20 protein-coding genes and 1 riboswitch are annotated in these 17805 nt (G+C 68.8%); of the genes, 9 read left to right on the forward strand and 11 right to left on the reverse strand.

Features of this window, described 5'->3' with window-relative positions:
- Window positions 1–5: 5 nt before the first annotated feature.
- Both ACIBG8_RS50060 and groL read right to left on the reverse strand, forming a co-directional pair.
- Window positions 6–737: a L,D-transpeptidase gene (locus tag ACIBG8_RS50060; RefSeq protein WP_397350420.1), complete on the reverse strand. Its 732-nt coding sequence runs from the start codon at window positions 735–737 to the stop codon at window positions 6–8.
- 128 nt (window positions 738–865) lie between these two features.
- Window positions 866–2494, reverse strand: coding sequence for a chaperonin GroEL (gene groL, locus ACIBG8_RS50065; protein ID WP_397350421.1), 1629 nt, complete (start codon window positions 2492–2494; stop codon window positions 866–868).
- Between the two features lie 264 nt (window positions 2495–2758).
- On the opposite strand from groL, the gene ACIBG8_RS50070 reads away from it, so the two are divergent.
- Window positions 2759–2977: a Kazal-type serine protease inhibitor family protein gene (locus ACIBG8_RS50070; RefSeq protein ID WP_397350422.1), complete on the forward strand. Its 219-nt coding sequence runs from the start codon at window positions 2759–2761 to the stop codon at window positions 2975–2977.
- A 128-nt stretch (window positions 2978–3105) separates the two neighbouring features.
- Here the strand turns inward: ACIBG8_RS50070 and ACIBG8_RS50075 are convergent, their stop codons facing one another.
- The 4 genes from ACIBG8_RS50075 to ACIBG8_RS50090 form a co-directional block, all read right to left on the reverse strand.
- Window positions 3106–3306 carry a cold-shock protein gene (locus ACIBG8_RS50075; RefSeq protein ID WP_173525743.1) on the reverse strand — a complete coding sequence of 67 codons (201 nt, stop codon included), beginning with the start codon at window positions 3304–3306 and terminating at the stop codon, window positions 3106–3108.
- 204 nt (window positions 3307–3510) lie between these two features.
- Window positions 3511–3786, reverse strand: a complete 276-nt coding sequence (locus ACIBG8_RS50080; RefSeq protein WP_397350423.1) for a MoaD/ThiS family protein — start codon at window positions 3784–3786, stop codon at window positions 3511–3513.
- Between the two features lie 23 nt (window positions 3787–3809).
- On the reverse strand, window positions 3810–5042 hold the full coding sequence (gene thrC, locus ACIBG8_RS50085) for a threonine synthase (protein ID WP_397350424.1): 1233 nt from the start codon (window positions 5040–5042) through the stop codon (window positions 3810–3812).
- A gap of 13 nt (window positions 5043–5055) precedes the next feature.
- Window positions 5056–5195: riboswitch (SAM riboswitch) on the reverse strand.
- A gap of 97 nt (window positions 5196–5292) precedes the next feature.
- Window positions 5293–5847 carry an RNA polymerase sigma factor gene (locus ACIBG8_RS50090; RefSeq protein WP_397350425.1) on the reverse strand — a complete coding sequence of 185 codons (555 nt, stop codon included), beginning with the start codon at window positions 5845–5847 and terminating at the stop codon, window positions 5293–5295.
- A 61-nt stretch (window positions 5848–5908) separates the two neighbouring features.
- Between ACIBG8_RS50090 and ACIBG8_RS50095 the strand changes: the two genes are divergently transcribed.
- Together ACIBG8_RS50095 and ACIBG8_RS50100 are read left to right on the forward strand one after the other, a co-directional pair.
- Entirely contained in the window at window positions 5909–7327 is a 1419-nt protein-coding gene (locus tag ACIBG8_RS50095; protein WP_397350426.1) for a trehalose-6-phosphate synthase, read from the forward strand.
- Window positions 7328–7369: 42 nt separating this feature from the next.
- Complete coding sequence (locus tag ACIBG8_RS50100) at window positions 7370–8524, forward strand: MFS transporter (RefSeq protein WP_397350427.1); 1155 nt, start codon at window positions 7370–7372, stop codon at window positions 8522–8524.
- On the opposite strand, the gene ACIBG8_RS50105 is transcribed toward ACIBG8_RS50100, so the two are convergent.
- The 4 genes from ACIBG8_RS50105 to ACIBG8_RS50120 are packed head-to-tail and all read right to left on the reverse strand — an operon-like array spanning window position 8502 to window position 10748.
- Window positions 8502–9047 (reverse strand): hypothetical protein, encoded by a 546-nt coding sequence (locus tag ACIBG8_RS50105; protein ID WP_397350428.1) that lies wholly within the window; start codon window positions 9045–9047, stop codon window positions 8502–8504. The two genes, ACIBG8_RS50100 and ACIBG8_RS50105, sit on opposite strands and share 23 nt — an antisense overlap.
- Window positions 9044–9619: a hypothetical protein gene (locus ACIBG8_RS50110; RefSeq protein ID WP_397350429.1), complete on the reverse strand. Its 576-nt coding sequence runs from the start codon at window positions 9617–9619 to the stop codon at window positions 9044–9046. The genes ACIBG8_RS50105 and ACIBG8_RS50110 overlap by 4 nt, the downstream gene beginning before the upstream one ends.
- A gap of 10 nt (window positions 9620–9629) precedes the next feature.
- The gene (gene otsB, locus ACIBG8_RS50115) at window positions 9630–10421 is read right to left on the reverse strand and encodes a trehalose-phosphatase (RefSeq protein ID WP_397350430.1); all 792 of its coding nucleotides are present in this window, start codon (window positions 10419–10421) and stop codon (window positions 9630–9632) included.
- A gap of 24 nt (window positions 10422–10445) precedes the next feature.
- On the reverse strand, window positions 10446–10748 hold the full coding sequence (locus ACIBG8_RS50120) for a DUF3263 domain-containing protein (RefSeq protein ID WP_397350431.1): 303 nt from the start codon (window positions 10746–10748) through the stop codon (window positions 10446–10448).
- A gap of 117 nt (window positions 10749–10865) precedes the next feature.
- On the opposite strand from ACIBG8_RS50120, the gene ACIBG8_RS50125 reads away from it, so the two are divergent.
- Window positions 10866–11672, forward strand: a complete 807-nt coding sequence (locus tag ACIBG8_RS50125; protein WP_397350432.1) for an S-adenosyl-l-methionine hydroxide adenosyltransferase family protein — start codon at window positions 10866–10868, stop codon at window positions 11670–11672.
- A 4-nt stretch (window positions 11673–11676) separates the two neighbouring features.
- On the opposite strand, the gene ACIBG8_RS50130 is transcribed toward ACIBG8_RS50125, so the two are convergent.
- On the reverse strand, window positions 11677–12210 hold the full coding sequence (locus ACIBG8_RS50130) for a TetR/AcrR family transcriptional regulator (RefSeq protein ID WP_397350433.1): 534 nt from the start codon (window positions 12208–12210) through the stop codon (window positions 11677–11679).
- 82 nt (window positions 12211–12292) lie between these two features.
- Between ACIBG8_RS50130 and ACIBG8_RS50135 the strand changes: the two genes are divergently transcribed.
- The 5 genes from ACIBG8_RS50135 to ACIBG8_RS50155 all read left to right on the forward strand — a co-directional run bounded on the left by ACIBG8_RS50135 (window position 12293) and on the right by ACIBG8_RS50155 (window position 17718).
- Window positions 12293–13804, forward strand: coding sequence for an MFS transporter (locus ACIBG8_RS50135; RefSeq protein WP_397350434.1), 1512 nt, complete (start codon window positions 12293–12295; stop codon window positions 13802–13804).
- Window positions 13805–14418: 614 nt separating this feature from the next.
- Entirely contained in the window at window positions 14419–14988 is a 570-nt protein-coding gene (locus tag ACIBG8_RS50140) for a hypothetical protein (RefSeq protein ID WP_397350435.1), read from the forward strand.
- On the forward strand, window positions 14985–16112 hold the full coding sequence (mycP, locus tag ACIBG8_RS50145; RefSeq protein WP_397350436.1) for a type VII secretion-associated serine protease mycosin: 1128 nt from the start codon (window positions 14985–14987) through the stop codon (window positions 16110–16112). The genes ACIBG8_RS50140 and mycP overlap by 4 nt, the downstream gene beginning before the upstream one ends.
- 26 nt (window positions 16113–16138) lie before the next feature.
- Window positions 16139–16534 carry a Zn-ribbon domain-containing OB-fold protein gene (locus ACIBG8_RS50150; RefSeq protein WP_397350437.1) on the forward strand — a complete coding sequence of 132 codons (396 nt, stop codon included), beginning with the start codon at window positions 16139–16141 and terminating at the stop codon, window positions 16532–16534.
- A complete protein-coding gene (locus ACIBG8_RS50155) occupies window positions 16531–17718 on the forward strand; it encodes a lipid-transfer protein (protein ID WP_397350438.1) in 1188 nt (395 codons plus the stop codon). Before ACIBG8_RS50150 ends, ACIBG8_RS50155 begins: the two co-directional genes overlap by 4 nt.
- The last annotated feature ends 87 nt before the right edge of the window (window positions 17719–17805 follow it).

Here is a 17805-nt window from a genome sequence, read left to right on the forward strand (position 1 = left end):
AGAAACTAGTACGTGATGAGCACGAGGGTGCCGAGCGGCACCTTCGCCAGTGCGCGCAGCGCCGAGGACGGCACCCGCACGCATCCGTGACTGACCGCCCTGCCGAACGCCGAGCGCCTGGGCCATCCGTGCAGCGCGACCGTGCCTGGGCCGCCGCCGTAGGTGTCCAGGCTCTCGGAATGCGTCCCCGTCGGCAGGACCAGCCGGCCTCTCGCGTCCAGCGAGGCCAGGACGAACGTGCGCCCGACCGGGGTGCGGGTCCCCGGCGCGCCGACGGCCACCCGCCAGCGCCGCACGACCCTGCCGTCCCTGTGCAGGGTGAGCCGCCGCTCGCTCCTGTCCACGGTGATCAGGTGGGTGGTGCGGGAGAACCGCAGGCCCGTCTCGCTCCTGCGTACCCATCCGGTGGACCGGTTGGGCCTGGACGGCAGCAGGACGCGGATCCACCCGGGCGACTCGGCCACCACGGGGACCCAGGTCGGGTTGCCGAGCTGGGTGTCCGGCAGTACGGCCACGGCCGGCCCGTCTGGGCCGGTATGCACCCGGACGGGAGCGTCCGGGTGCATGAGCGTGCCCGTGGTCACGGCGAAGGGCGCGGAGTCACGCGGGAGCCCCTCGATCGTGGCCTGCGTGGTCGCCGGCGGCAGGGGCCCGGCCTCCGCGTAGGAGGCGCTTCCCGCCAGCAGCAGGACCGTCGACGCGAGGACCCCGGCCCGCCGTACCCGTAGTCGAGACACGCCGAGGACGCTAGCCCGCGGCGCCGGACGGGCGCGGTGGCTAGGGCCAAGGTTTACGGAGGGATGGAAACAGAGAGAGGCGGCCCCCGGAAGATCCGGGAGCCGCCTCTTCTTCGTTCAGGCGGGACTTAGAAGTCCATGTCGCCGCCGCCGGGCATGCCGCCCGGGGCCGGGGAGTTCTTCTCCGGCTTCTCGGCGATGACAGCCTCGGTCGTGAGGAACAGCGCCGCGATGGAAGCGGCGTTCTGCAGCGCGGAGCGCGTCACCTTGGCGGGGTCGAGAATTCCGGCCTCGAACATGTTGACGTACTCGCCCGTGGCGGCGTTGAGGCCCTCACCTGGGGTCAGGTTGCGAACCTTCTCCACCACGACGCCGCCCTCGAGGCCGGCGTTGATCGCGATCTGCTTCAGCGGCTCCTCGAGAGCCTTCTTCACGATCGCCGCACCGGTGGCCTCGTCACCCAGGAGCTCGAGCTTGTCGAACGCCTTGGTGCCGGCCTGCAGCAGCGCCACGCCGCCGCCGGGGACGATGCCCTCCTCGACGGCCGCCTTCGCGTTGCGAACGGCGTCCTCGATGCGGTGCTTGCGCTCCTTGAGCTCGACCTCGGTGGCCGCGCCCGCCTTGATGACGGCGACGCCGCCGGCGAGCTTGGCGAGGCGCTCCTGGAGCTTCTCACGGTCGTAGTCGGAGTCGGTGCGCTCGATCTCGGCGCGGATCTCGTTGACCCGGCCGGAGATGGAGTCGGCGTCACCGGCGCCGTCGACGATCGTCGTCTCGTCCTTGGTGACGACCACCTTGCGGGCGCGGCCCAGCAGGTCGAGGGTGGCGGTCTCCAGCTTGAGCCCGACCTCCTCGGCGATGACCTGACCACCGGTCAGGATCGCGATGTCGGCCAGCATGGCCTTGCGACGGTCGCCGAAGCCCGGCGCCTTGACGGCGACGGAGCGGAACAGACCGCGGATCTTGTTGACGACCAGGGTGGCGAGAGCCTCGCCCTCGACGTCCTCAGCGATGATCAGCAGCGGCTTGCCGGACTGCACGACCTTGTCGAGCAGCGGCAGCAGGTCCTTGTTGGCGGAGACCTTGCTGTTGACGATCAGGATGTACGGGTCTTCGAGAACGGCCTCCATGCGGTCGGAGTCCGTGACGAAGTACATCGAGATCAGGCCCTTGTCGAAGCGCATGCCCTCGGTGAGCTCAAGCTCGAGGCCGAAGGTGTTGCTCTCCTCGACGGTGATGACACCTTCCTTGCCGACCTTGTCCATCGCCTCGGCGATCATCTCGCCGATCTGCGTGTCACCGGCGGAAATGGAGGCGGTCGACGCGATCTGCGCCTTGGTCTCCACGTCCTTGGCAAGCTTGGAGAGCTCCTCGCTGACGCGCTCGACGGCAGCCTCGATGCCCTTCTTCAGAGCCATCGGGTTGGCGCCGGCTGCCACGTTGCGCAGGCCCTCGCGGACCAGCGCCTGGGCGAGCACGGTGGCGGTGGTGGTGCCGTCACCCGCGACGTCGTCCGTCTTCTTGGCGACTTCCTTGACCAGCTCGGCGCCGATCTTCTCCCACGGGTCCTCGAGCTCGATCTCCTTGGCGATGGAAACACCATCGTTGGTGATCGTGGGGGCGCCCCACTTCTTCTCCAGCACGACGTTTCGGCCCTTGGGGCCGAGGGTCACCTTGACGGCGTCGGCGAGCTGGTTCATACCGCGCTCGAGACCGCGCCGGGCTTCCTCGTCAAACGCGATCATCTTGGCTGCCATAAGGCTAGACCTCCCAGATGCAGGGTGGCTTAAGTTGAACCGAGACGTTGCCCGCGACGGCATTTGTGCACGGCCTGCTCGATGTAGGTCGTGCACTTGGACCTGCATCTCCGTGCGGCAGGTCCCAGCGTCTCGATCCAATTGTGCTGGCACTCTCGGACAGAGAGTGCCAACGAACTGTTTAGCACTCTACCTGGTCGAGTGCAAGCCGAAGCCGGTCGTCGCTTCATACGTACGGTGACCTTTTGATTACACTATGTCCCTATGAAACGACTACTCGGCGGTTTCGCGCTGGCCCTCTTCGTGCTCACCGCTCCTGCGTACGCATCAGAGCCGTGCATCTGCACCAAGGAGTACAACCCCGTCGTCGGCACCGACGGCAAGACCTACTCCAACCCCTGCATGGCCGCCTGCGCGGGGGTCGAGCCGAAGAAGAGTTGCCCGTTCAGCGCCGTCCCGCCGGTGACGGGCACCTACCAGTAGACCTTCAGGCACGAGGACGCCAGGGCCCCGTGAAGGGCCCTGGCGTTTTCGAGTCGACGAAGGTGATGTGGCAGATCCCCACGGACTGCGTTGCCGCGTGAGCTGCCGGTGCATACCCGTTACATGATTCAGACCGCCCGGACAGCCTCGGCCTGAGGCCCCTTCTGTCCTTGGGTGATCTCGAACTCGACCCGCTGGCCCTGTTCGAGAGACCGATAGCCATCCATCATGATCGCTGAGTAATGGACGAACACATCTTTACCACCGTCTACCGCGATGAAGCCATAGCCCTTGTCCGCGTTGAACCACTTGACGGTGCCCTGCGCCACTTTCCGACTCCTCTTACTGGGCTCCGGACCCCACCCATTCCACCCGCGAGATCCGTGGTCGCCCTGACATATGGGTAAATCACGCCAGAACAACCGCCCTCGACCATACCTTCGTCATGCCGTAGGGCAACAGAGTCAATTTTTTGTTGAATATAAAAGTAAGGCGCCCACCGGGAAGCCCGGGGGCGCCTGGGATGCGGGGCTTCAGCCGCCCGCCACCGCCGGAATGATGGAGATCTGTGCGCCTTCGGGAGTGACAGTGTCGAGACCCTCCGCGAAACGGACATCCTCTTCACCAACATAAACGTTGACAAAACGGCGAATCTTGCCCGATTCATCCAGAATTCGCGCCCCGATCCCCGGATAGTCGGCATCGAGCTTCTGAAGCACGTCGCGAAGCGTCGCGCCCTCTCCGCCGACCTCGGCCTTGCTGCCGGTGTAGGTCCGCAGAATGGTGGGAATCCGCACAGAAACACTCATGGTTAACTCGCCTTTCGTTGTTGTCAGAGAGCCGCGCGGAACGCGTCGAGCGAGGGCTTGATCACTGCGCTGGGCCGGGCCGTCGAGGCCACGGCGTCGAGCGTCTTGAGGCCGTCACCGGTGTTGAGCACCACGGTCTCCAGCGAGGGATCGATCTGGCCCGTCTCGGCGAGCTTCTTCAGCACTCCGACGGTGACCCCGCCGGCCGTCTCGGCGAAGATGCCCTCCGTGGAGGCCAGCAGCCTGATCGCGTCGACGATCTCGGGGTCGGTGACGTCCTCCACGGCCCCACCGGTACGACGGGCGATGTCGAGCACGTAGGGCCCGTCAGCGGGATTGCCGATCGCCAGCGACTTGGCGATGGTGTCCGGCTTGACCGGCTGGACGACGTCGTGTCCCGCCTTGTAGGCGGCCGACACCGGCGAGCAGCCCAGGGCCTGCGCCGCGAAGATCTTGTAAGGCGCGTCCTCGACCAGCCCGAGCGCGATCAGCTCCTTGAACCCCTTGTCGATCTTCGTCAGCTGCGACCCTGAGGCCACGGGGACGATGATCTGCTCGGGCAGGCGCCAGCCGAGCTGCTCGGCGATCTCGTAGGCCAGCGTCTTGGATCCCTCCGCGTAGTAAGGGCGCAGGTTGACGTTGACGAAGCCCCACTTGTCACCCAGCGGGTCGCCGATCAGCTCCGAGCAGAAGCGGTTGACCTCGTCGTAGGTGCCGTCGATGCCGACGAGCGTGCCGCCGAACACCCGGGCCATCGCGATCTTCGCCTGCTCCAGGTCGGCGGGGATGAACACGCAGGCGTCGAGCCCGGCGCGGGCGGCGGCGGCGGTGACCGCGCCGGCCAGGTTGCCGGTGGAGGAGCAGGATAGGGTGTGGAAGCCGAAGTTGCGCGCCGCCTCGACGGCGATCGCGACCACGCGGTCCTTGAAGGAGTGGGTGGGGTTGCCCGAGTCGTCCTTGACGTGCAGGGACTTGAAGCCGAGCTCCTTGCCCAGGTTGTCGGCCTTGACGAGCTTCGTCCAGCCGGGGTTCATGTTCCGCTTCGACGCGACGTCGACGGGAACGGGGAGGAGCGAGCGGTAACGCCAGATGTTGGCGGGGCCCGACTCGATCTGCGAGCGGGTCACCGTACCGAAGTCGTAGGCCACCTCGAGTGGCCCGAAACACTCCAGGCAGGCGAAGCTGGGGCCGAGGTCGTAGCGGGTGCCGCACTCGCGGCAGGAGAGGGCTACAGCAGGACCGAAGTCAAGCGACATGAAGCGAGGCCTTCCCTCATCTTCGTCTGCGACCACCCTGGCCACAGACCGGAATTGGCACCTCGTCCCGGTCGGCCTCGTCACGTCACGAGATCAGTCCGGGAGGTTGCCGGGGCTTCGCAGGGCCGTTCCCTCCACCCCTCTGGATGAGCAGTGCGGAGCAAGTCCGCACATATTCAGTTGTAGACGCGACTCTACCCTGGACTCTCCGTACAGGGCACAGCCGTCTCACCGGGTGAGACGAACGGTCTCACCGATAATCCTCGCCCAGCGCCGCCTGGACGTACTTGCGCGCCTGGTGGATGCGCGACTTCGCGGTGCCGAGCGGGATGCCGAGCTGCTCGGCCACCTCGTTGTAGTCGAGTTGCACGATGTCGCGCAACACCAGCGCCTGGGCCAGGTCGGGCTTCTCCGCCTCCAGCGACTCCATCGCGTCGAGCAGGTCGAGCCGCGAACCGGCGATCACGCTCACCCGGCGCACGTCCGGCTTCTGCATCGGCAGGTCCTCGGAGGTCTGCTCGGCCGCCCGCCGCTTCAGCGACCGGTAGGTCGTGCGCGCGCAGTTGGCCGTGACGATGTGCAGCCAGGTGCTGAAGCGCGCCCTGCCCTCGAAGCGCCCGATGTTGCGCGCCACGGCGAGCAGGGTGTCCTGGCACGCCTCCTCGGCATCCTGGGTGTAGGGCAGGATCCGGCTGCAGTGCCGCATCACGTCCGGCTCGATCCGCCGCAGCAGCTCGCCCAGCGCGCGGTGGTCACCACCGGCGGCCGCGACGGCAAGTTCCTCGGTTAGCTCATCTAGCGCCATAGCGGGATCCTATGGTCGGGGGTCATGTTTGGTTAACCATCCACAAAGCCGCGGAGTAAAGATGCACAGCGTCCTGGTGGCCTCCAACAGGGGACCCGTCTCTTTCACCGTCTCCGACGACGGCGTGCTGACCATGAAACGCGGCGGTGGCGGCCTGGTCTCCGGGTTGTCGGGCGTGGCCAAGGACGAGGGCGTCCTGTGGGTCTGTGCCGCCCTGTCCGACGGCGACCGCTCCGCCGTACGGCAGGCGCCCGGCGGGCGGCTCGACGGCTCGGGCTACGACACGGGTGCGCTGCGGATGCTCGACATCCCGCCGGCCACCTTCCACCGGGCCTACAACGCGGTGGCCAACTCCACGCTCTGGTTCGTCAACCACCTGCTCTACGACATCCCCAACGCGCCGCACTTCGGCACGCGGTTCAAGCGGGAGTGGGAGTCGTACCGCGACTACAACGGCGCCTTCGCCCTGGCGCTGGCCGAGGAGGCGGGGCACGGGGCGCGGGTGATGGTGCAGGACTACCACCTGACGCTCACCCCGGCGATGCTCCGCGCCGAGCGGCCCGACCTGCGCATCGCGCACTTCAGCCACACGCCGTGGGCGCCGCCCGAGTATTTCTCGCTGCTGCCCGACGACGTCGGCCGGGAGGTCCTCGAAGGCATCCTGGGCGCCGACCACGCCGGGTTCCTGACGGCCCGGTGGGCGCGGGCGTTCGTGGACTGTTGCGCGGCGCTGCTCAACGCCCACGTCTCCGGAAATATCGTGACTCATGAGGGGCGCAGCACCCGCATCGGCGTGCACCCCCTGGGCGTGGACGGCGACGCCCTCTGGCGCCGCGCCTGCGAGCCCGACGTGGAGTCGCACATGACCGCGCTCAGGGACCAGGTCGGCGACCGCAAGCTGATCGTCCGCATCGACCGCACCGAGCTGTCCAAGAACATCGTGCGCGGCCTGGCCGCCTACCGGGAGTTCCTGGCCGACCATCCCGAATGGCACGGCCGCGTGGTCCACCTGGCCTTCGCCTACCCCAGCAGGCACGACCTGCCCGAGTACCGCGAGTACACCGCGGCCGTGCAGCGCTGCGCCAAGGAGATCGAGGACGAGTACGCCACCGAGGACTGGGACCCGCTCATACTCAACGTCAACGACGACTACCCCCGCTCGCTGGCCGCCTACCGCATGGCCGACGTGCTGCTCGTCAACCCGATCCGCGACGGCATGAACCTGGTCGCCAAGGAGGGCCCGATCCTGTCGCCGTCCTGCGCGCTGGTCCTGTCCCGCGAGGCGGGGGCGGCGGCCGAGCTGGGCGCCGACGCGCTCGTGGTCAACCCCTACGACGTCTGCGAGACGGCGGACGCGCTGCACAGGGCGCTGGTCATGCCGGAGGAGGAGCGGGCGGCCAGAGCCCTCCGGCTCAAGGCCGCAGCGACGGCGCTGCCGCCACAGAAATGGCTGTCGGCCCAGCTGAACGCCCTGAACTAGGATTTGAGGGGAAATTTCACCTTTCATGACAGGGGCCGCCTGGTGACGACCGTCGCGGGGCCGATCACGCTCACCAGAGACCGGCCGACCTGGCTGATCTACCTCCAACTCGCCACCTTCGCCACCTACATCTACGGCCTCAGCGCCGCGCTCCCCCTGCTCCGGCTGGAGCAGCACACCTCCAACACGGTCGCGGGGCTGCACGGCACCGCCATGGCAGCGGGCACGATCCTGGCCGGCGCCTCGCTCGGCGCCTGCGTCCGCAGGTACGGCTCGCGCGCCACCACCTGGATCGGCCTGGCCGGCGTCAACGCCGGCCTGGCGATGGTCCTGCTCAGCTCGGCGCTGCCCCTCACCCTTGCCGGGTACGGCATAGCCGGGCTGTTCGGCTCCGTCATGCTCTACACCGCGATGGCCGCCCTCAGCGACCATCACGGCCAGGCTGGCCCCGCGGCGATCAACGAGGCGAACGCGTTCGCCGTGACCGCGGGCATCGCCGTCACCTTCGGGCTCAGCGCGGCAGCGCAGGCCGGGCTCGGATGGCGGGCCGCGCTGCTGGTCACCCCGGTGGGCAGCCTGCTGCTCGCCGTACTCATGGGGAAGGTGTGGATCCCGGCGGCAGAGGAGGACCACGACGCGCCCGCCGCCGCGCCGACGCGGGTCGGGTGGCGCTTCCACCTGGCCGGGGTCGTGCTGCTGTGCTGCGTGGCCACGGAGTTCTGCTTCAACCTCTGGGGCGCCTCGCTGTTCTCCCTGCGCACCGGGCTCGACGCGGCCACGGCGGCGACCGGGCTGACCGCTTTCATCGCCGGGATCGCGGCGGGCAGGTTCGCTGGGACGCCGCTCGCGCTGCGGTTCAACCCGGTCACGCTGCTCGTGGGAGCGCTCCTGGTGTCCGGCGGAGGGTGGTTCCTGTTCTGGGTGAGCACCGAGCCGCTGCTGTCCTATGCCGGGCTGGCGATCAGCGGGCTGGGCGTCTCGCTGCACTTCCCGCTCGCGCTGGCCGGGATGATCGCCCACGGCGGCGAGAGGGCGGCGGCCGCCGCGCCCATCTGGGCCGGGGTGGCGATGGGCGCGGGACCGTTCCTGCTCGGCGCGCTCGCCGACGGCTTCGGCACCCACCAGGCGTTCCTGCTCGTGCCCGTCCTGGTGGGGCTGGCCATCGGCGGCGTGCTCACTTCCAGACGGCGTTCTTGAAGATCCTGTCGAGGCCGGGCGTGCTGAACTCGTCGACGACGAGGATCTTCGACTTGGGCAGGTGCCAGATCTTCTGCGGGTAGCCGACCTTGGTCGGCTTGCCCTTGGGGGTGTGGCAGTCGATCTGCCACTGGCGGTAGGTCGCCTTGTGCCCGGCGCCCATCGGCCGCACCCCGGACACGCTCGGCTTCTGCGGCTGCGGCTCCGACCAGTAGTGCTTGTCCAGCGTGCACTCCGTCACGCCGGTGCTGGGGTGGTAGGGCTCCTCGAGTTCGTACGGGCCGCCCTCGCTGGCGTATTTGATGCCCCGGGGGCCGAGGAGCCAGAATCCCCTGCACTCCATGGCTCGGGCGGGGCAGCCGCCGGTGAGCACGTGGATCGCGTCGCCTCCGTCACTCTTCTTGAGCTTCCACGACGAGGGGATCTGGAGCGTCATCCCGCGGAAGGTGACCTCCTTGGTCCCGGTGTCCACCTGCGCTCCCGTGAGCAGGAGGGCAGCCGTGAGCGTGAGAGTCGTGATCATGCGGTCCACTCGCCGTTCTCGAGGATGAAGGGAAGGCCCTGGGTGTTCCAGTCGTCGACGATGAGGATCTTCGACTTGGGCAGGTACCACTCGCGCTGGGTGAAGCGGACGTTCGTGTCCTTGCCGCTCTGGTCGCCGCACTTGTTCGGCCAGGCGCGGTAGACGGCCTTGTGCCCGTCGCCGACCTGGCGGTAGCCCTTGACCGTCTTGCCCGCAGCACCGGTGCGCCAGTATTTGCCGTTGACCGGACAGGGCTCGACGTCGGACGCCGGGTAGTAGCCCCTGTCCGGCTTGTACGGCCCGAAGCCCTCGGAGCCGTACTTGATCGCCCCGGGCCCGAGCACCCAGAAGCCGCGGCAGTCGGGGGTGAAGAACCCGCCCTTGGGCTTGGCGCACCTACCGGTGACCACGTGGAGGCCGCCGTGCACCTTGTAGATCGTCCAGGAGTCCGGCAGGTGGAGCGTCAGGCCGCGGAACGCCAGCGTGCGCTCCCCCATCGACGCGTTCGCCGCCGACGGAGCTAAGGCCAGCATGGATGTGGCGGCTAAGGCCGCAATGGCGATCTTCCTCATGGGCGCGAAGCTAGTGCGTCGCGGTTGCAATTCGTTTGCGCAATTCCTGAAGCAGCTCGACCACCCCGTCGGGCCCGTCCACCACGAGATCGGCCTGGCCGGCCAGCGCGGTCACCTCGGCCGAGCCGCTGCACACCGTCACGCCTGGCAGCCCGGACGCGCGCACGGCCGCGAAGGCGGGCAGGTCGCCCAGGTCGTCGCCGACGAACATGACGGAACGCGCCGCCCGCTCGGCCAGGAACATCGACAGCGCCTGCCCCTTGTCCATGCCGGGCGGGCGCAGCTCGATGACCATGCGGCCGGGCTCGGTGGTCAGCCCGTGCTTGGCCGCCAGCTTCTCCAGCGGCTCGCGCAGCAGCTCCAGCGCTCCGTCCGGGTCGGCGCTGCGCCTGGTGTGGACGGCCACGGCCCGCCCCTTGTCCTCGACGGCCACGTCGGTGAGGCCGAGCGAGCCGAGCAGCAGCGGCAGTTCTGCCGCAGCCCTCGGCACTCCTGCCGGTGGCGGCGGGGCGCTGATCCTGCCGTTCTCCCAGCGCTCGAAGCCGTAGTGGCCGAGCACGACCAGGCCGGGCACGTCGGCCAGGCCGTCCCCGAGCTCGATGGCCTGGGCGGCGGGTCTGCCCGTGACGATGACCACGGCGCCGACGCTCCTGCCGAGCTCGGCCAGGACGCCTGGGGCCGCGGGGTGGATCTTGGCGGAGGCGGGGTCGGGCACGATCGGCGACAGGGTGCCGTCGAAGTCGAGTCCGATCACGGCCCCCGCCGGATCGTTCACGATGGATGGGATTCCGGGGATGTTCATCACGCGGCAGCCGTACCCCGACTTTCAGGGACGCATTCCGAAACGTCTGGCTGCGCGCTCGCGCTGGCGGGTGGAGCGCAGCCTGCGCAGCCGCTTCACCAGCATCGGGTCGTGCTCCAGAGCTTCCTGCCTGTCGATGAGTTCGCCGAGCAGTTGGTAGTAGCGGGTGGCGGAGAACCCGAAGGCCTCCTTGATGGCGTGCTCCTTGGCGCCCGCGTAGCGCCACCACTGGCGCTCGAAGGCGAGGAGCTCGAGATCACGTGCGGAGAGGGGCTGGCGGGTCGGTTCCTGGGCAGCACTGTCACCGCTGATCGGTGCAGTGTCCATGGTCTCCTCCTCGGTCGGACCCACGACGATCACGTCGTGGGCACGCGGCCCGTGGCCCATCGTAATGTGCAATGTGCGGGTGTTCACGGCGGTTGCGGAGACGTACAGTCACCAAGTGTGACCTCAGTCATCACGCTTCTCACGGACTACGGGCTCGAAGACGGATACGTGGCGGCATGTCACGGTGTGATCGCCAGGATCGCTCCCCAGACGCGGGTCATCGACGTCTGCCACGTGGTCCCCTCGGGGGATGTACGGCGGGGCGCGGCCATTCTCGCGCAGACCATTCCGTACCTGCCTCCAGGGGTGCATATCGGCGCTGTGGACCCGGGCGCGGGCGGGGGGCGGCGGGCTGTGGCGGTGGAGGCGGGGCCGCACGTGTTCATCGGGCCGGACAACGGGCTGCTGTCGTGGGCGATCCACGCCAGCGGCGGTGCGCGGGCGGCTTATGAGATCACCAACGAGGAGCTGTTCCTGCGGCCGGTGTCACCGACGTTCCACGGGCGCGACATGTACGCCCCGGTGGCGGCCCGGTTGTGCACCGGACACAAGGCGGCGGACCTGGGCCAGGAGATCCCCCTGACCCGCCTGGTCTCCCTACCGGCACCGACATCGGTCCTCCGCGAGGGCTTGGTGGAGGGCGAGGTCGTCTCCGTAGACAGATACGGCAACACCCAACTCTCAATCTCCTCCGGCGACCTGACCGCATTGGGCGTCAGGGTGGGCGACACACTGGCCGTGTGGCTGGGACGACGGCAACTCTCGATGCCTTTCCGCGAATCCTTCTCCGCGGTGGCTCCTGGGGAGCTGGTGGCTTTCGCCGACTCGGCCGACTTGATCGCGATAGCCGTGAACTGCGGGGACGCCGCCCAACGCCTCGGCCTCCCCCCAGGCGCCCGCGTCCGCCTCTCCCCCGCCCCCTGACTCCCTACTCGTCGGCCGGATATACCAGCGCGCCGTAGGCCGCCGCGAGCAGATGCGGGCGGAGGTCCTCGACCGAACCGGATACCCGGCGGTGCAGGGTGGTGAGAATTCCAAGCGCGGCTTCGGCGCGCAGGCGGGATTCCGGCCGGTCGTCGACGGCCAGCAGCTCGGACAACCTCGCCATGGCGGTGGCTGTGCGCTTGCCGACCTCCAGGGTGCGCAGGGTGGCAATGCTGCTCTCCAGGACGGTCATGATCCGCGGTCGAGCCGTCACGATCCCGAAGTAGCTGGCCAGGAGATCCACGCTGCGCTGAGCGGTCGCGGGCGTGGCATCAGCCTCGGCGGCGAGGGCCTCCACCTCCTGGCACACGCTCTCGGCGACCGCGGTGAGGATCTCCTGCTTGTTCTGGAAGTGGTAGTAGAGCGCCGCTGTGGTGAAACCGAGCCGGCTCGCGAGCTCTCGGATGCTTGCCTTGTCGTAGCCCACCTCGGCGAACAGGTCGACGGCGACATCCAGGATCCGCTCCCGCGTTTCCATCGCAAACCTCCGCGCTTGACTTACCGATCGATTAGTAGGCTACCATCGCAGCTACTTACCGGACGATCAGTAAGGAGATGTGATGTCGACCACCGCCGCGCCACCCCTCACCCGCCGGGTGAGCAGGGGACGCCTGATCGTGATCTTCTTAGCGCTGCTGATTGGCATGTTCGTCTCGGCCATCGACCAGATGGTCGTGACCACGCTCGCCCTGTCGATCGTGCGCGACCTGGACGGCGCCGCCTCCACCGCAGCGGGCCAGACCGGCTGGCTGGTCACCGCCTACCTCCTGACGTCGACAGCGGTCATGCCGCTCGCCGGGAAGATCTCCGACCTCTACGGCCGCAAACTCACCTACATCGCCGCCATGAGCCTGTTCGTCCTCGGCTCGCTCATCGCGGCACTGTCGGCCAACATGCCGATATTGATCCTCGCCCGCGGTGTTCAAGGCGTCGGCAGTGGCGCGCTGGTCAGCGTGACCTTCGCCGTGCTCGCCGACCTTGTCAGCCCGCGCGAGCGCGGCAAGTACCAAGGCGGCTTCGGCGCCGTGTTCGCATCATCCAGCCTGCTCGGGCCGGTCGTCGGCGGTGTCTTCGCAGGCGGAGGCTCCGTGTTCGGAATCGCCTTCGACTGGCACGCCGTCTTCGCACTCAACATCCCGATCGGCGTGCTCGCGATCATCGTCAACGCCGTACTGCTGCCACCCTCGTTCCGGCGCGAGCGGCCCAAGCTCGACGCGATCGGCGCCTTGCTGATGGTTGCCGGTGTCAGCGGGGTACTGCTGGCCGCGCAATGGGGCGGCCAGTCCTACCCGTGGGCCTCTTGGCAGGTCCTGCTGCCCGGACTCGGCGGACTTGCGCTGGTCGCGGCGTTCGTCCTGTGGGAGCGGCGGGCCACCGAACCGATCCTGCCGATCAGGCTCTTCCACGAACGCACCTTCTCCATCCTCAACCTGGGCAGCCTGCTGCTCGGGATGGTCTTCTCCGGACTGCTGATCTACCTGACGGTCTTTGTCCAGCTCGCCCAGCACATCAGCCCGACAGAGGCCGGCCTGAGCATGCTCCCGCTCACCCTCGGCATGGTCGGCACCTCCGTGCTCACCGGGATGATGGCGAGCAGGCTGGGCCGCTTCCGGATCTTCATCCTGCTCGGTGCACCGCTGCTGGCGACCGGCGGCGCGCTCCTCACCACGCTCACCCCGGACAGCTCCATCTGGATGGTCCGCGTCTTCGCGCTCGTCGTGGGTGTCGGCGCCGGGCTGATGCAGCAGATGTTCATCCTCGGCACGCAGAACGCCGCGACCGACGACGACCTCGGCGTGGTCACGGTGTCGAGCACGTTCTTCCGGACGCTCGGTGGGGCAGTCGGCGGCTCGCTGTTCGGGGTGCTGCTGACCCTGCGGCTGTCCTCTTTGGACGCCATCGACGCGGCGAGCCCGTCGGCATACGTCTCGGCGATGACCCCGGTCTTCGTCACCGTCGCCGCCTTCGCCGTCGTGATCTTCGTGACCACGCTGTTCGTGCCGGACACGAAGCTCCGGGATCTCGACGAAGACAGGTTGGCGCTGGCCGAGCTCGGCGTCACGGAGGCGTAGCTCGGACACGGGCGACGCCTGCCTCCAGGGCCGGCCAGACGGCCGGAAGATCCTCGCCCGGCCAGCCGTGCAGATCGCTGAACGCAGCCAGGACATCCAGGGTTTCCGGATGCTGACCCCACCGCAGAGTGGTCGAGCGAGCCGTCGGCCGGCCGATCCGCGACCGCAGGCTCGCACGCGACCCACGAACGCCGAACCAACCACAGCTAAACCCTCGTCAAGATCGCCAAGATCCGATTGACGGCCTCCTGCAGAGACCTCTCCCCGCACGAGGAGAGAAGGGCCTCCTCTCCTGAGGGTTCTGGGGGCTCGTTCTGTTGGAAGCTCCTCAAGAGAGCACCACGCGCGGGCGGCCACTGCCAGAGGTCGCTCGCCACAGCAGGACCGGGGGCGGGCGGGTGGGCGGGCGGAGGGCGGGCGGGCGGGGGTGGATGGCGAGGGAGTGGTGGGTGATGGGGATGGTTAAGGAGGGGGTGGGTGGGGTGACGAGGGGGACGGATGGGGTGTTACCCCGCGTATCGGTCTGTTTACTGAACCGTCGGACTGGGCGGTAGACCGCGTGCCAGAATGCACGGCAGCACCAGCGTCCCCTCCCCCCTTCCCCCGAGGCCGACGTGATCCTTCTGTCCGTCGCACTGATCTCAGCACTCATCTGGCCCCAGTCCGAGCCCGCCATCCCCGAACGCTGGCACGCCTGGCCCGCCTCCAAGATCTTTCCCAGTACGCTCCCAGGCAAGAGCCCGTCCGGAGCGCACGTCACCTACGTCCTGGCCGGCATCGCGCCAGAGACGTCCTGCCGTGACGCCTTCCAACCCCCCGTAGCCCGCGCCATGGCCAACTGCGTCACCGCCCTCCGCGCCACCTACTCCGACAGCACCCAGACCTTCGTCGCCACAGCCGGCATCGCCGTACTCTCCGGAAGCGCGGAGCGGTTCACCGGCCCCTGGGGCACCGACCGCCCGCCGACCGTCAGACCGGTCGCCTTCCCAGGCGCAGCCGAGATGTTCGGCGAGCGCCAGTACATCACCGGCGCCGTGGAGGCCTCAGGCGAGCGCTACGTCGTGCTCACCGCCGCCGGCTACTCGGACGGCCGCATATACCGCCCCGGCGGCAAGGCGGAGCCCAGGCTCAGCGGCGTGGCCAAGCAGCTGGCAGCGGCGCTCAACAAGGAGCTCATCCGATGACCGGCGCCCTGGCCGGGCTGCTCGCCGTACTCCTGATCACCTCGGCCCCAGCCGACGACACCGCGCGCGACAGGCAGTGGCAGCTCCAGCAGCTCCGCCTCCCCGAGGCCTGGCGCACGAGCAGGGGCGAGGGGGTGCTCGTCGCCGTCCTCGACACCGGCGTCGACGACCGCCACCCCGACCTGCGCGGCGTGGTCACCCAGGGCCCCGACTTGACCGGCTCCACCCGCCCACGCAAGCTCTGGGGGCACCACGGCACCGCCATGGCCAGCCTCATCGCGGGCCACGGACACGGCGACGGGCGCGGCGTCCTCGGCGTCGCCCCCGCGGCCATGGTGCTCTCGATCAGGGTGACGCTGGAGAACGACGACCCCCAGCGCGGCAAGCAGAGCACAGCCGGGCGCGACGCGCTGGCCAGGGGCATCCGCTACGCGGTCGACCACGGCGCGGACATCGTCAGCATGTCCCTGGGCGGCGGCAGCGGCTCGTGGGAGGGCTCGGCGGACGAGGAGGAGGCGGTGCAGTACGCGCTGGAGCGCGGCGCGGTCCTGGTGGCCTCCTCCGGCAACGACGGCGACACCACCAACAGGAAGAACTTCCCCGCCGCCTACCCCGGAGTGATCGCCGTGGGCGCGGTCGACCGGTCGTTGAAGGTGGCCAGGTTCTCCAACCGCCAGGAATACCTGTCCGTCGTCGCCCCGGGCACCGGGATCATCAGCGCGGACGGCCCGGACTCCTACGTGATCGGCGACGGCACCAGCTCGGCCGCCGCCATGGTGACCGGCATCGCCGCGCTCATCATGTCCAAGCACCCGGACCTGACGCCGCTGCAGGTGCGCAGGTCCATCGAGCGCGGCACCAGGGCCAGGCCGTACGGCGGGCACAACCGCTCCTACGGGCACGGCGTGGTCAACGCGTGGCTCGCGCTCAAGGAGGCGGCCAAGCTGGCGCGCCCCACCCCGCTCAAGGCCAACGCGCGGCCCAGCGCCTACTTCGGCGGCGGCCCGCCGCCCGGCGAGCCGTCCTCGCGGATCTTCGTGGTGCTGTCGCTGGTGCTGCTCGCCGGGGCGATGGGGGTCAGGGTCGTGGTGCTGCACCTCAGGCAGCGGAAGACTGTAACCTAGCAAGCGCTTGTGTGATACTGCGTCCTATGGTCCCCCCGTGGTTCACCGTCGAAGGCGGCGTCACCCATCTGGTCGGCACCAGATGTACGGCATGCCGTACCGTCTACTTCCCGCCCCAGCAGGGCTTCTGCCGCAACCCGCACTGCGAGGGCGAGGCGATGGAGGAGACCAGGCTCTCGCGCAGAGGGACGGTCTGGTCCTACACCAACGCCTGCTACGCCCCGCCAGAACCGTTCGTGGCGGCGCAGCCGTACACGCCGGTGACGCTGGCCGCGGTGGAACTGGCCGACGAGGGCATCATCGTGCTCGGCCAGGTGGCCGGGCTGACCGTCGAGCAGCTCGAGGTCGGCATGGAGCTGGAGCTCACGCACGGCCCGCTCGCCGACGGCCCGCTGGTGTGGATGTGGGGTGCGGCCTCATGACCAGCGCGCTGGTGGCCGGGGTGGGCATGCACCCGTGGGGCAAGTGGGGCAGACCTTTCGTGGAGTACGGCGTGGCCGCCGCGAGGGCGGCGCTGCGCGACGCCGGGATCGCCTGGACCGACGTGGACTTCGTGGTGGGCGCGGACACGATCAGGAACGGCTATCCGGGCTTCGTCGCGGGATCGACGTTCGCGCAGGCGATGGGGTGGTCGGGCGCGCGGATCGCCTCCTGCTACGCGGCGTGCGCGTCCGGGGCGCAGGCGCTCGACATCGCCAGGACCAGGATCCTGGCCGGGATGTGCGACGTGGCCCTGGTGGTGGGCGCGGACTCGACCCCGAAGGGCTTCTTCAAGCCGGTGGGCGGCGACCGGCACGACGACCCGGACTGGCTGCGGTTCCGGCTGCTCGGCGCCACAAATCCCGGATATTTCGCACTTTATGCTCGTCGGCGGATGGCGCTGCACGGCACGACGCCCGAGGACTTCGCCGCCGTCAAGGTGAAGAACGCGCTCGCCGGGTCGCTCAACCCCAACGCCCGCTACCGCAGGACCGTGACCGTCGAGGAGGTGCTCGCCTCACCCATGGTCGCCGACCCGCTGCACCTCATGGACATCTGCGCCACCTCCGACGGCGGCGCCGCCCTCGTGCTCGTCTCGGAGACCTACGCCAGGCGCCTGGGCCTGCGCGACGCGGTGCGCATCGCGGCCGTCTCGACGGTCACGCCGACGTTCCCCAACACGACCCTGGAACTGCCCAACTTCGCGACCGATTCGGCGGCAGCCGTACCGGCTCCGCAGCGTCCTTTCCGGGCCGCGATCGCGCACGCCGCCTACGAGGAGGCGGGCATCGGACCGCGCGAAGTGTCCTTCGCCGAGGTGTACGACCTGTCGACCGCGCTGGAGCTTGACTGGATCGAGGACATCGGCCTTTGCGCGCCAGGAGAGGCGGACAAGCTGCTGCGCTCCGGGGACACCTCTCTGGGCGGGCGCACACCCGTCAATCCCTCAGGCGGGCTCGCGTCTTTCGGCGAAGCGATCCCCGCTCAGGCCATCGCCCAGGTGTGCGAACTGACCTGGCAACTGCGGGGTACGGCAGGCGAACGTCAAGTCGAACACGCCCAAGTTGGGCTTGCTGTCAACCAAGGTCTGTTTGGTCATGGCTCGGCCATCCTCGCCACGAAGTGAGTGGTGTTGGACGGTTGGCACCGGGGTATGGATACTGGCGACTACAGCTAGTAGCTAGCCGGTTGCGGAACGTATTCACAGTTGATC

The organism is Nonomuraea sp. NPDC050556 (genome assembly GCF_044457355.1).
Classification (GTDB): domain Bacteria; phylum Actinomycetota; class Actinomycetes; order Streptosporangiales; family Streptosporangiaceae; genus Nonomuraea.